The organism is Pseudomonas sp. PS1(2021) (assembly GCF_020405165.1).
GTDB classification, from domain to species: domain Bacteria; phylum Pseudomonadota; class Gammaproteobacteria; order Pseudomonadales; family Pseudomonadaceae; genus Pseudomonas; species Pseudomonas aeruginosa.
Map to the genome: position 1 here is coordinate 3,824,199 of NZ_CP084484.1, position 12,928 is coordinate 3,837,126.

A 12,928-nucleotide genomic window follows, 5' to 3' on the forward strand; every position below is an offset into this window, starting at 1 on the left:
TGTTTGCCGAACCTGCCCTGCACCTGGCGGAACAGACAGCGTTTTTTATTGCCGCAGCCAATAAAAACCGGATGTCTTATATGGAATATACGAGAAAAACCGCCAGGCGACAGCCTGGCGCCTCACATCTGTTGCAGATGTCCGTAGAGCCGGGCGTAGAGGCCGCCTTCGGCGATCAGTTGCTGGTGATCGCCGTCTTCGGCGATATGCCCGCCATCGAAGACCAGGACCCGGTCGGCCTGCTTCACCGCCGACAGCCGATGGGCCACGATCAATGTGGTGCGGCCTTCGAGGAAGTCCCCGAGCGCCTGGTGCAGGGCGTACTCGGTAGCGGCGTCGAGGGCCGAGGTGGCCTCGTCGAGGATCACCACCTTGGGCTCGGCGAGGATCATCCGGGCGATCGCCAGGCGCTGCCGCTGACCGCCCGACAGGCGCACCCCGGAACGCCCGACCACGGTGTCCAGCCCCTGCGGCAGGCGCCGCACGCCGTCGGCCAACTGGGCGATCTCCAAAGCCCGCCAGCAGGCCTGGTCACTGCGTTCGCGGCCCATGGTCAGGTTGGCCCGCACGCTGTCGTTGAACAGCGCCGGATGCTGGAGGACCACCGCGTCATGTTCGCGCACGCAGTCCAGGCCGATTTCCTCCAGGGGCACCCCGCCGTAGCGGATGCTGCCGCGCTGCGCACTGTAGAGGCCGAGTAGCAGTTGCACCAGCGTGCTCTTGCCGCCGCCGCTGGCGCCGACCAGGGCAACCTTCTCGCCGGCGCCGATGTTCAGGTCCAACTGCTCCAGGACCTTGTCCTCGCCGTAGGCGAAATCCAGCCCGCGCACCTCGATGCCAACGGTCGTGCGGCCGGCGAACGGATCGCGCAGCGGCGGGTAGCGCGGCTCGTCGGCCCGCGCCAGCAACTCGTTGATCCGCTGCAACGCGCCGCCAGCGGCGTAGTAGGCGTATTGCAGGCCGAGCAGCTGTTCGACCGGACCGATCATGAACCAGAGGTAGCTGAACACCGCGAGCATCTGGCCGATCGACAGGTCCGAGAGCAGCACGGTGAGCATCGCCGCGGCGCGGAACACGTCGATGCCGAACTGGAACAGCAGGCCGCTGGCGCGCCCGGCGGCGTCGCTCTTCCATTGCGAGGCCACGGCGTAGTCGCGGACCTCCTGGGCGCGGTGGCCGAGGCGGCCGAGGAAATAGCCCTGGCGATTGCCGGCGCGGACTTCCTGGATCGCCTCGAGGGTCTCGGTGAGCGCCTGGGTGAAGCGCGCGGTGCTGTCGTTCTCGAGCTTCTTGAGATGTTTGACGCGCTTGCCCAGCTGCACCGTGGACCAGATCACCAGCGGGTTGAACAGCAGGATCAGCAAGGCCAGCTGCCAGTGCATCCAGACCAGGATCGCGGCGGTGCCGAGCAGCGTCAGCAAGGCGACCAGGAAGCGGCTGAGGGTTTCCCCGACGAACTTGTCCAGGGTATCCAGGTCGGTGACCAGGTGGGCGCTGATCGACCCGCCGCCGAGGGTTTCGTATTCGCCCAGGGCGATATGCCGGAGGCGCTCGATCAGACGCAGGCGGATGCGGTAGACGATGTCCTTGGACAGCCGCGCGAACAGCTTCGCCTGGAGCACGTTGAACACCAGCGCCGCCCCCCGCAACAGAAGGGTCGCCGCCAGCATCAGGCCGATGTAGCCGAACGCCACCTGCCAGTCGGCGGGCAACAGGCGGTCCATGAAACGCAGCGCGCCGTCACCCTTGCCGAGCAGCACTTCGTCCACCAGCAGCGGCAGCAGCAAGGGAATCGGCACGGTGCAGAGGGTGGCCAGCACCGCCACCAGGTTGGCGAACAACAGGGCTTTCTTGTGGCGCAGTGCGAGTCGACGAATCTCCGCCCAGCTCAGGCGGTCTCCGCGCTCACTCATGCCGGCCCCGTTCCAGCCAGCGGCCGAGCAAAGGTGAAAGTTCGGCAAGCGGCTGGTAGCCGTTGGTGAGCAACGCCAGTTGGCCGTTGCGTTCGGCCAGCAGGGTCGGGAACCCGGCGATGCCGAGGTCCTGGACCCAGGCGAAATCGGCGGCGGTGGCGTCACGCGCCTCGCCGCTGTCGAAGGCCGCGGCGAACTCGATGCGCGGAAGCCCCACCGCTTCCGCCAGGCCGGCGAGCACCGCCGCCTGGGTGACATCGCGACCCTCGGCGTAGAACGCCCGCTGGATCGCCCTTACCAGCGGCCAGGCGCTTTCCTCGTCGAGGCTGCGCGCCGCCACCAGGGCCCGGCAGGCCGGCTCGGTGTCATAGACGAAGCCTTCGGGCAACGCGTCGTCGAAGCGGAACGGCTGGCCGGTGGTCTGCTGCACGGTCTGCCAGTGGCCGAGGATGTAGCCGCGGGTATTCGGGTCGAGCGCCGCGCCGTGGCCGGCGCGCAGGCCACCGGCTACCAGGTGGAAAGCGACGCCGTCGGCGGCCGCCTGCCGGGACAGCGCCTCGGCGACCGGGGCGAAGCCCCAGCACCAGGAGCACATGGGGTCCATCACGTACAGCAGGCGGGCCTTGGCCAAGGTTCAGTTCTCCAGCGTGGACTGGCGCGGATCGCGACCGAGCGGGTGCGGCTGGTTGCGCTGCCGCGCCAGTTCGATCTGTTTCTGCCGCTCGCGGGCGCCGGCGCGGGTCTTCTCGCTCAGCGAGTCCCAGCAGTGCGGACAGCTGATGCCGGGCACGTAGTGCTCGGACTGGCGGTCCTCCAGCGAAACCGGGTTGCGGCAGGCGTGGCACTGATCGTACTCGCCCTCGCTAAGATCGTGGCGCACGGTCACGCGGTTGTCGAATACGAAGCAGTCGCCGCGCCACAGGCTCTGTTCCTGCGGCACCTCTTCGAGGTACTTGAGGATGCCGCCCTTGAGGTGGAAGACCTCCTCGAAACCGGCGCCGAGCATGTAGCTGGAAGCCTTCTCGCAGCGGATGCCGCCGGTGCAGAACATCGCCACCTTCTTGTGCCGCGCCGGGTCGTAGTGGGCCTTGATGTACTCGGGGAACTCGCGGAACGACCTGGTCTTCGGATCGACCGCGCCCTCGAAGGTGCCGATCGCCACCTCGTAGTCGTTGCGGGTATCGATCAGCAGGACTTCCGGATCGCTGATCAGGGCATTCCAGTCCTTCGCCTCGACATACTGGCCGACCTGCTTGTTCGGATCGACGCCAGGCACGCCGAGGGTGACGATTTCCTTCTTCAGCTTGACCTTGGTGCGGTAGAACGGCTGTTCGTCGCAGTAGGATTCCTTGTGCTCGATATCGGCCAGCCGGGGATCGCTGCGCAGCCAGGCGAACAGCGCATCGATGCCTTCGCGGCTACCGGAGACGGTGCCGTTGATGCCTTCCTCGGCCAGCAGCAAGGTGCCTTTCACACCGTTGTCGAGCAGGGTTTGCAGCAGGGGTTCACGCAGCGCCACGTAATCGTCGAGAGTCACGAACTTGTACAGCGCCGCCACGACGATGGATGTCATGGGGATATAGCCTCCAGGTGGTCGCCCGCGTAAAGGGCGGACCGGAACGAAAAGCGCCAGCCGCTGGCGCCATGGAAACGACAACGCCGGCGGAAGGCCGGCGCTGGGTGCGTAGTCTAGCGCAGCAGGGGCAGGCTCTGCACCCCGCCGCGACGGACGCCGTCTCAGGGTATGTCGTGCTTGCTCCCGCCGCGGCAGGTCGGCGAGGCCGGCACCGCAGCCTGGCTCCACTCCTCAGGGGTGAAGGTATGCAGCGCCAGGGCGTGGAACTCGCCCATCAACCCACCGAGGGTGGCATATACCTTCTGGTGCCGCTTCACCGCGTTCAATCCGGCGAACTGCGGGCTGACCAGCACCACCTTGAAGTGGGTCTCCAGCCCGCGGCTGTGCATGTGGCTCTCGTCGAGCACCTCGACGTGTTGCGGATCGAGGGGCTGCAGGGCGGTCTGGATACGGTCACGCATGCTCATCGCGAATCACGACTCACTTTTTCTTCTGGGCCGGCGCGGCGACGCCGAGTTCCTTGTCCATGTCGGCCATCAGCTTGTTCACCGGCTCGACGGCGCCTTGCAGCTTGGCCTGGGTCAGTTGGGCGGATTCGGCGGTCAGGCGCGGCATCTTCTCCAGCACCTTCTTGCCCAGCGGCGACTGGTAGAAGGCATTCAGGTCCTTCAGCTCGGACTCGGTGAAGTTGGTGGTGTAAAGCTTGATCAGCTCGGGCTTGATCTTGTCCCAGCCGATGGCGCGGTCCAGCTCGGCATTGGCCTTGGCCTGGTAACGCTCGAGAACCGCCTTCTTGCTCTCCGGCGCCTTGGCCTGGGCGAAGCGCTGGGCCAGCATCTGCTGCACCTGGGCATAGACCGGGACCGTCAGCTTGTCGGCATGGACCAGCTTGAGGAATTGCTCGGCCTGGCTGGCGGAATCGGCCATGGCCATGGAGCTGAGGCTGAGCAGCACGGCGCTGCCGATGAGGCGAAGACGGGTCATGGAAAATCCTTGAGGTTGGGTAGATGTGTCCGTGGGACCCGACATTCTGCGCCTAAGTTCGAAATCCGCTCAAGCGCGGCGCCGAATATCGGGAGAATCCTATCCGGCGCCCGCCCGCTCCATGCCGTCTACTATCAGTTCTGTAGTGGGTACTTGCCGCCTTCCTTCCGCAGCCGGCATGCTTGCGTCAGCCTGTCACATGGATGTGTTAGATGAACGGAACCGCCGCCGATACCCTCGCCGTATCGCCCCCGCCCCTGCGCAACCTCTGCGACGGCCACGGCCGGCTCGATCCCCGGGCGGTCGGCTGGTCCGCCCGGCCGCGGGTGCTCTGCCACATCCCCGGCCACTTCGGCCGGCGCAAGCGCTGGAACCACTGGTGCATCGTCAGCCCCGGCTGGATGCTCTCGCTGACCATCGCCGACCTCGACTACCTGACCTACGGCGCCGCCTATTTCCTCGACCTGGACAGCGGCCAGGCGGTAGCGCACACGCAGATCCGCTTCTTCGGCCTCGGCTGCCAGTTGCCCGACGAGCCGCAGGCCAGCCATGCCTTCGAGCATCCCCGCCTGCAATTGCGCTTCGACGAACAGCCCGGGCGCCTGCGCGTCACCGGCCAGGCCCCGGACCTCGGTGGCCTGCCGCTGGAGCTGGCGCTGGAAGTGCGACGACCGTCGCACCTGGAGTCGGTGAACCTGGTGGTGCCGATGGGCGAACACACCTTCCATGCCTGCAGCCGCCAGCTCGGCCTGCCGATCAGCGGCTGCCTGCAGCTCGGCCGCCGACGCTACGACTGCCAGGCGGGCCAGAGCTTCGCCGCGCTGGACTTCGGCCGCGGCGTCTGGCCGCTGCATACCTACTGGACCCGCGCCGCCTTCGCCGCCCCCGGCGGCATCGCCGGCAACTTCGGCACCGGCTGGACCGAAGCCAGCGACCTGCGCGAGAACGCCCTGTGGTTCGGCGGCAAGCTCAGCCGCGTGCTCGACGACGTGCACATCCGCGAGCCTCGCGACCCGCTGGCCGAATGGCGCCTGGACAGCGCCTGCGGTCGCGTCGAGCTGCTCTTCCGTCCCGAACAGCTGCACCAGGCGCGGCCCAGCGTCGGCCTGTTCTATGCCAATACCCGCCAGTGGTTCGGCCGTTTCAACGGCACCCTGCGCCACGACGACGGCGACTGCGTGCCGGTGGACGGCGCCCTCGGCTGGATCGGTTCGACCCGCGCGCGCTGGTGAGGCCGGCGGCGGGCAATCTATTTCCGACCCGCAGCGCGGCGAAAAATGCCCACGAGGAAGCGACGGCAGCGGAACCCAAGGCGGGAGCGAAGGCCTAAACTGCCGGATACGCACCCTGGAGAACACTCATGAGCCGGACCGAAACCGATAGCCTGGGCACCATCGAGGTGCCCGACGACGCCTACTGGGGCGCCCAGACCCAGCGTTCGCTGGAGAACTTCGCCATCGGCGGCCAGCGCATGCCGCTCGCCGTGATCCACGCCCTGGCGCTGATCAAGAAAGCCGCCGCGCGGGTCAACGACCACCTCGGCGAACTGCCGCCGGAAGTCGCCCGGCTGATCGAACAGGCCGCCGACGAGGTCCTCGCAGGCCGCCACGACGAACACTTCCCGCTGGTGGTCTGGCAGACCGGCAGCGGCACCCAGACCAACATGAACGTCAACGAGGTGATCGCTGGCCGCGCCAACGAACTGGCCGGCAATCCGCGTGGCGGCAAGTCGCCGGTGCATCCCAACGACCACGTCAACCGCGCGCAGAGTTCCAACGACAGCTTCCCCACCGCCATGCACATCGCCGCCGCCAAGGCCGTGCACGAACAATTGCTGCCGGCCATCGCCGAGCTTTCCGGCGGTCTCGCCGAACAGTCGGCGCGGCACGCCAGCCTGGTCAAGACCGGGCGCACCCACCTGATGGACGCCACGCCGATCACCTTCGGCCAGGAACTCTCGGCCTTCGTCGCCCAGCTCGACTACGCCGAGCGCGCCATCCGCGCGGCGCTGCCGGCGGTCTACCAGTTGGCCCAGGGCGGCACCGCGGTGGGCACCGGGCTCAACGCGCCGAAGGGCTTCGCCGACGCCATCGCCGCGGAAATCGCCGCCGAATCGGGCCTGCCCTTCGTCGCCGCGCCGAACAAGTTCGCCGCCCTGGCCGGCCACGAGCCGCTGGTCATCCTCTCCGGCGCCCTGAAGAGCCTGGCGGTGGCCCTGATGAAGATCGCCAACGACCTGCGCCTGCTCGGTTCCGGCCCACGCGCCGGCTTCGCCGAGGTGAAGCTGCCGGCCAACGAGCCGGGCAGCTCGATCATGCCCGGCAAGGTCAACCCGACCCAGTGCGAGGCGCTGTCGATGCTGGCCTGCCAGGTCATGGGCAACGACAGCACGATTTCCTTCGCCGCCAGCCAGGGCCATCTGCAACTCAACGTGTTCAAGCCGGTGATCGTCTACAACCTGCTGGAGTCCATCCGCCTGCTCGCCGACGGCTGCCGCAACTTCAACAAGCATTGCGTCGCTGGCCTGGAGCCGGACGCCCAGCGCATGGCCGACCTGCTGGAGCGCGGCCTGATGCTGGTCACCGCGCTGAACCCGCACATCGGCTACGACAAGGCCGCCGAAATCGCCAAGAAGGCCTACGCCGAAGGCACCACCCTGCGCGCCGCGGCGCTGCAGCTGGGCTACCTGGACGAAGCGCAGTTCGACGAATGGGTACGGCCGGAGCAGATGCTGGAGGCCGGCCACCATGGTTGAAACCGCCAAGACCGGCGCCACCCCGCTGGAAGGCGACGGCAAGCGCATCCTGCTGATCGTCGGCTCGCCCAAGCGCAAGAGCTTCTGCCACCTGCTCGCCGAATGCTACGCCCAGGGCGCGCGCAGCAAGGATCACGTGGTGCGCGAACTGAAGCTGGGCGAGCTGGCCTTCGACCCGATCCTCCACGAAGGCTACGAACAGAGCCAGGTGCTCGAACCCGACCTGCTGGAAGCGCAGCGGCAGATCCACTGGGCCGAGCACCTGGTGTTCGTCTACCCGGTCTGGTGGGGCGGCCTGCCGGCGTTGCTGCAGGGCTTCTTCGACCGCGTCCTGCAGCCGGGCTTCGCCTTCCGCTACCGCGGCACCCAGGACAAGGACTGGGAGCAACTGCTGGGCGGGCGCAGCGCCGACCTGCTGGTCTGCCACGACCAGCCGCTGTCGCGGCTGCGCTTCCTCAAGGGCCCGCCGGCGCACCGGCAGATGGTGCGCAGCGTGCTCGGCGCCTGTGGCATCGCCACCCGCCGCCTGGAAGAGTTCGCGCCGATGCGCAGTTCCAGCGAGGAACAGCGCCAGGGCTGGCTGCGTCGCGCCGAACAGCTCGGCAGCCAGGTCTAGTTCCCTTCCCGCCCGGCTGCGGCCGGGCGCGGACACTGATCGTTCTGACAGGTCCGCCCCCTTCCCGCCGGCTTCCCTTCCCCGCCCCCATGGCGGCCCTTTGCCTGCCTCTACCGGCTCACAGTGCGGATGCCGACCGCTTTGCATTCCGCGACATCCATCAGGAATGGGTAGCGAATCTGACCGGCCCGTCACATTTGGTAGGGACCTCAAACCGGCACCGAGGGCTAGGATCAGCCCGCTTCGAAATGAATCCGGTTCTGGAAAAAAGGACTTGTCATGAAACACTACTCAGCCACCCTGGCACTCCTGCCACTCACCCTCGCCCTGTTCCTGCCCCAGGCAGCCCATGCCCACGGCTCGATGGAAACGCCGCCCAGTCGGGTCTACGGCTGCTTCCTCGAAGGTCCGGAGAATCCCAAGTCGGCCGCCTGCAAGGCCGCCGTCGCCGCCGGCGGCACCCAGGCGCTGTACGACTGGAATGGCGTCAACCAGGGCAACGCCAACGGCAACCACCAGGCGGTGGTCCCCGACGGCCAGCTCTGCGGCGCCGGCAAGGCACTGTTCAAGGGCCTGAACCTGGCTCGCAGCGACTGGCCCAGCACTGCCATCGCGCCGGACGCCAGCGGCAACTTCCAGTTCGTCTACAAGGCCAGCGCGCCGCACGCGACCCGCTACTTCGACTTCTACATCACCAAGGACGGCTACAACCCCGAGAAGCCGCTGGCCTGGAGCGACCTGGAACCCGCGCCGTTCTGCTCGATCACCAGCGTCAAGCTGGAGAACGGCACCTACCGGATGAACTGCCCGCTGCCCCAGGGCAAGACCGGCAAGCATGTGATCTATAACGTCTGGCAGCGCTCGGACAGCCCGGAAGCCTTCTACGCCTGCATCGACGTGAGCTTCAGCGGCGCCGTCGCCAACCCCTGGCAAGCGCTGGGCAACCTGCGCGCGCAGCAGGACCTGCCAGCCGGTGCTACCGTCACCCTGCGTCTGTTCGATGCCCAGGGCCGCGACGCCCAGCGTCACAGCCTGACCCTGGCCCAGGGCGCCAACGGTGCCAAGCAATGGCCGCTGGCGCTGGCGCAGAAGGTCAACCAGGACTCCACCCTGGTCAACATCGGCGTGCTGGATGCCTACGGGGCGGTCAGCCCGGTGGCCAGCTCGCAGGACAACCAGGTCTACGTGCGCCAGGCCGGCTACCGCTTCCAGGTCGACATCGAACTGCCGGTCGAGGGCGGCGGCGAGCAACCGGGCGGCGACGGCAAGGTCGACTTCGACTATCCGCAAGGCCTGCAGCAATACGACGCCGGGACCGTAGTGCGCGGTGCCGATGGCAAGCGCTACCAGTGCAAGCCCTACCCGAACTCCGGCTGGTGCAAGGGCTGGGACCTCTACTACGCCCCGGGCAAGGGCATGGCCTGGCAGGACGCCTGGACCCTGCTGTAACGCCCTCGACTGCCGCCCGCTCCGGGCGGCAGTCGTTTTCGCCGCCAGGCACCCGCCGCGAGACGGCGAATCCGCGCAACGGTACAGTCCCCCGGCGAAACCCTGGCTACGTGTGCCTGTTCAATCTGCCGTGCGCTCCCTAGGCTGGTCCGACCACCAGCACGGGGAAACCACGCATGCCTTTTTCTCTCGCCGCCCTCCAACAGGCCGCCGCCATCGTCCACCAGAGCCTGCCGCCGACGCCGCAGATACGCTGGCCGCTGCTATGCGAGGCACTGGGTTGCGAAGTGTGGATGAAGCACGAGAACCACCTGCCGGTGGGGGCCTTCAAACTGCGCGGCGGCCTGGTGTATTTCCACCACCTGGCGCACCAGGGCGAGCGGCCGGCCGCCGTGATCAGCGCGACCCGCGGCAACCACGGCCAGTCGGTGGCCTTCTCGGCGAGCCGCTACGGCATCCAGCCGATCATCGTCGTGCCGCACGGCAACAGCCGCGAGAAGAACGCGGCGATGCGCAGCCTTGGCGCGGAGCTGATCGAGCACGGCGAGGACTTCCAGGCCTCCCGCGAATACGCCGCCGAGCGCGCCCGGCGCGAAGGCCTGCACCTGATTCCGGCGTTCCATCCCTGGCTGGTGGCCGGGGTCGCCAGCTACAGCCTGGAGTTGTTCGCCGCGCTGGCCGACCTTGACGAAGTCTACGTGCCGATCGGTATGGGTTCGGGCATCTGCGGCCTGATCGCCGCGCGCGACGCGCTGGGCCTGAAGACCCGCATCGTCGGCGTGGTGTCCGCCCATGCGCCGGCCTACGCCCTGTCGTTCGAGGCCGGCACGGCGATCAGCCACCCGGTCGACACCCGCCTGGCCGACGGCATGGCGTGCAGTACGCCGGACCCGAGCGCGCTGGAAATGATCCTGGCCGGCGCCGATCGTCTGGTGCGGGTCAGCGACAGGGAGATCGGCGCGGCCATGCGCCTGTGCTTCACCAGCACCCACAACGTCGCCGAGGGCGCCGGGGTGGCGGCGCTGGCCGCCGCCTGGCAGGAGCGCGAGCGCCTGAAGGGGCTGAAGGTAGGCCTGATCCTCAGCGGAGCGAACGTCGACCGCGAGGTATTCGCCGAGCAACTGGCCGCCGGCGACTGAGCCGGCGCCGCTAGGCCAGCCCCGCGAGGAGCAGCAGCCACCAGGCGAGCACCAGCAACTGCACGAAGAAGCCGGCGAAACGCAGCCAGACGAACAGCGCGGAGGTGCTGACCAGGTGCATCAGCGACTGGAACAGCCGGGCGCCGAGCACCAGTGGCGCCAACGGGTCGGTCAGGCTGCTCTGCCCGCTGGCGATCGCGTAGAGCAGCGCGCCGGCCAGCAGCGGCAGGTTCTCCACGCAGTTGGCATGGACTCGCACCAGCCGCTGGCCGAAACCGCCAGGCGTGTTGCTGCCATCGGCGGCGAAGGCGTTCACCGCCATCCGCCCGCCGAGTACCAGCAGGCCGCGCTGGCTGACCAGCAGGAAGACCAGCAACAGGGTCCAGGCGATCAGGCCGAGCAGGCAGATCGCGCTAGGGCTGAGAAACATGGATGACGCTCCTTCTATTGTCTTGTCGTGGGAAGGATGAAGCGTCTGGATTCTAGGCCGGCTAGAGCAATTGCTCTATTCGCAGTCCGCCGTCCTTAAGTCGTGTTCTGCCGGTACGCCGCTCGGCCCCGATGTCCGCCGTCGGCGGATGCGTAACCGGACGACCCACTGCCCGCGGCTTTCCGAACGGACAAAGAAAAGCCCCGCCGAAGCGGGGCCTTCCTTGCACGCAGCACTCAGGGCTGTCTTCTCATCAGAGCGAATCGAGATAGCGCTCCACATCCAGCGCGGCCATGCAGCCGGCGCCGGCCGAGGTGATCGCCTGGCGGTAGACGTGGTCGGCCACGTCGCCGGCGGCGAACACACCCGGTACGTTGGTCGCGGTGGCGTTGCCTTCGCGCCCGCCGTTGACCACCAGGTAGCCGTCCTTCAGGGCCAGTTGCCCTTCGAACAGCGAGGTATTGGGAGTATGGCCGATGGCGACGAACATGCCATCCACGGCGATCTCCTCGCTGCCACCATCGCGGTTCTTCAGGCGCACGCCGGTGACGCCCATCGTGTCGCCAAGCACCTCATCGACCTCGGCGTTGAGCTTGAGCACTATCTTGCCTTCGGCGACCCGCGCCTGCAGCTTGTCCTGGAGGATCTTCTCGGCGCGGAAGGTCTCGCGACGATGCACCAGGGTCACCCGGCTGGCGATGTTGGCCAGGTACAGGGCCTCTTCGACAGCGGTATTGCCGCCGCCGATCACCGCCACTTCGCGGTTGCGGTAGAAGAAACCGTCGCAGGTGGCGCAGGCCGACACGCCCTTGCCCATGAACGCCTGCTCCGACGGCAACCCCAGGTAGCGCGCGCTGGCACCGGTGGCGACGATCAGTGCGTCGCAGGTGTAGGTGCCATTGTCGCCGCGCAGGGTGAACGGCTTGCCGGCCAGGTCCACGGCATGGATGTGGTCGAAGACAATCTCGGTCTCGAAGCGCTCGGCGTGCTCCTGCATCCGCTGCATCAGTGCCGGGCCGGTCAGGCCGTGGGGATCGCCCGGCCAGTTGTCGACCTCGGTGGTGGTGGTCAACTGGCCGCCGGCCTGCATGCCGGTGATCAGCAGCGGCTTGAGGTTGGCGCGCGCGGCGTAGACAGCCGCGCTGTAACCGGCGGGACCGGAACCGAGGATGATCACTCGGGCGTGGCGGAGGGTATCGGGCATCTCGTCGGACTCCTGCCGACATCAGCGTCGGCGCGAATAAAAACGGGGCCACCAAAGCACATGGGGAAGGCTTGGAAGGAGCGGTCGCCCCGGGAAAAGGTCGGCCGGGCACACTTCGCGCCCGGCAGCGGGATCACAGTGCCTCGGCGTTCTCGGCCAGGTACGAGGCCACGCCCTCGGCGCTCGCCTTCATGCCTTTCTGGCCCTTGCGCCAGCCGGCCGGGCAGACCTCGCCGTGTTCCTCGGTGAACTGCAGGGCCTCGACCAGGCGCACCATCTCGTCCACCTCACGCCCCAGCGGCAGGTTGTTCACCACTTGGTGCTGGACCACCCCGGCGCGGTCGATCAGGAACGAAGCACGCAAGGCCACGCCGTCCTCGTGCTCGATGCCGTAGGCGCGGGTGATCTCGTGCTTGACGTCGGCGACCATGGTGAACTCGACCGCACCGATGCCGCCCTTCTCCACCGGCGTGCTGCGCCAGGCGTGATGGGTGAACTGCGAGTCGATGGAGACACCGACCACCTCGACGCCCAGCTCGCGGAACTTATCCATGCGGTTGTTGTGGGCGATGATTTCCGAGGGGCAGACGAAAGTGAAGTCGAGCGGCCAGAAGAACAGTACGACGTACTTGCCGCGCAGGCTGGAAAGCTGGAAGGCATCGACGATGGAACCGTCGCCGAGGACCGCGGCGGCAGTGAAATCGGGGGCTTGCTTGTTGACCAGTACGCTCATCGCGAGGCTCCTAGAAGGTTGGGTTCCGCCCGGCGACGCCAGGCTCCCGGAAGAATATGCAGCGCAGGTTACCCAGCCACGACGATGCATTGAAATGTCGAATTTCAATTCGCACGATAGAGTCAGCCT

13 protein-coding genes are annotated in these 12,928 nt (G+C 67.5%); 5 read left to right on the top strand and 8 right to left on the bottom strand.

All coding sequences use genetic code 11. The annotated features are described in order from the left end of the window. Positions 1-122: 122 nt before the first annotated feature. From LE197_RS18450 to LE197_RS18470, 5 genes are all read right to left on the bottom strand, one after another. Entirely contained in the window at positions 123-1,913 is a 1,791-nt protein-coding gene (locus LE197_RS18450; RefSeq protein WP_058135057.1) for an ABC transporter ATP-binding protein, read from the bottom strand. Continuing rightward, positions 1,906-2,508, bottom strand: coding sequence for a DsbA family protein (locus LE197_RS18455; RefSeq protein ID WP_003145641.1), 603 nt, complete (start codon positions 2,506-2,508; stop codon positions 1,906-1,908). The genes LE197_RS18450 and LE197_RS18455 overlap by 8 nt, the downstream gene beginning before the upstream one ends. A 39-nt stretch (positions 2,509-2,547) precedes the next feature. Continuing rightward, positions 2,548-3,486, bottom strand: a complete 939-nt coding sequence (locus LE197_RS18460; RefSeq protein WP_003085861.1) for a rhodanese-related sulfurtransferase — start codon at positions 3,484-3,486, stop codon at positions 2,548-2,550. A 164-nt stretch (positions 3,487-3,650) separates the two neighbouring features. Next, on the bottom strand, positions 3,651-3,956 hold the full coding sequence (locus tag LE197_RS18465) for a BolA family protein (RefSeq protein WP_003114234.1): 306 nt from the start codon (positions 3,954-3,956) through the stop codon (positions 3,651-3,653). Between the two features lie 13 nt (positions 3,957-3,969). Continuing rightward, positions 3,970-4,518: a DUF2059 domain-containing protein gene (locus LE197_RS18470; protein WP_003120754.1), complete on the bottom strand. Its 549-nt coding sequence runs from the start codon at positions 4,516-4,518 to the stop codon at positions 3,970-3,972. 167 nt (positions 4,519-4,685) lie between these two features. On the opposite strand from LE197_RS18470, the gene LE197_RS18475 reads away from it, so the two are divergent. From LE197_RS18475 to LE197_RS18495, 5 genes are all read left to right on the top strand, one after another. Then, positions 4,686-5,705: a DUF2804 domain-containing protein gene (locus LE197_RS18475; protein ID WP_003114233.1), complete on the top strand. Its 1,020-nt coding sequence runs from the start codon at positions 4,686-4,688 to the stop codon at positions 5,703-5,705. A 128-nt stretch (positions 5,706-5,833) separates the two neighbouring features. Continuing rightward, positions 5,834-7,228, top strand: a complete 1,395-nt coding sequence (locus tag LE197_RS18480; protein WP_003085854.1) for a class II fumarate hydratase — start codon at positions 5,834-5,836, stop codon at positions 7,226-7,228. After that, the gene (locus tag LE197_RS18485) at positions 7,221-7,844 is read left to right on the top strand and encodes an NAD(P)H-dependent oxidoreductase (RefSeq protein WP_003114232.1); all 624 of its coding nucleotides are present in this window, start codon (positions 7,221-7,223) and stop codon (positions 7,842-7,844) included. The genes LE197_RS18480 and LE197_RS18485 overlap by 8 nt, the downstream gene beginning before the upstream one ends. 279 nt (positions 7,845-8,123) lie before the next feature. After that, the gene (gene cbpD / locus LE197_RS18490) at positions 8,124-9,293 is read left to right on the top strand and encodes a chitin-binding protein CbpD (RefSeq protein ID WP_003114231.1); all 1,170 of its coding nucleotides are present in this window, start codon (positions 8,124-8,126) and stop codon (positions 9,291-9,293) included. Positions 9,294-9,469: 176 nt separating this feature from the next. Continuing rightward, positions 9,470-10,432 carry a threonine dehydratase gene (locus LE197_RS18495; protein ID WP_003114230.1) on the top strand — a complete coding sequence of 321 codons (963 nt, stop codon included), beginning with the start codon at positions 9,470-9,472 and terminating at the stop codon, positions 10,430-10,432. A gap of 10 nt (positions 10,433-10,442) precedes the next feature. Here the strand turns inward: LE197_RS18495 and LE197_RS18500 are convergent, their stop codons facing one another. The 3 genes from LE197_RS18500 to LE197_RS18510 form a co-directional block, all read right to left on the bottom strand. Next, positions 10,443-10,862 (bottom strand): MAPEG family protein, encoded by a 420-nt coding sequence (locus LE197_RS18500; protein WP_003085846.1) that lies wholly within the window; start codon positions 10,860-10,862, stop codon positions 10,443-10,445. Positions 10,863-11,115: 253 nt separating this feature from the next. After that, positions 11,116-12,066, bottom strand: coding sequence for a thioredoxin-disulfide reductase (gene trxB / locus LE197_RS18505; RefSeq protein ID WP_003134313.1), 951 nt, complete (start codon positions 12,064-12,066; stop codon positions 11,116-11,118). Between the two features lie 133 nt (positions 12,067-12,199). Then, a complete protein-coding gene (locus LE197_RS18510; RefSeq protein ID WP_003085842.1) occupies positions 12,200-12,799 on the bottom strand; it encodes a peroxiredoxin in 600 nt (199 codons plus the stop codon). Between the last annotated feature and the right edge of the window lie 129 nt (positions 12,800-12,928).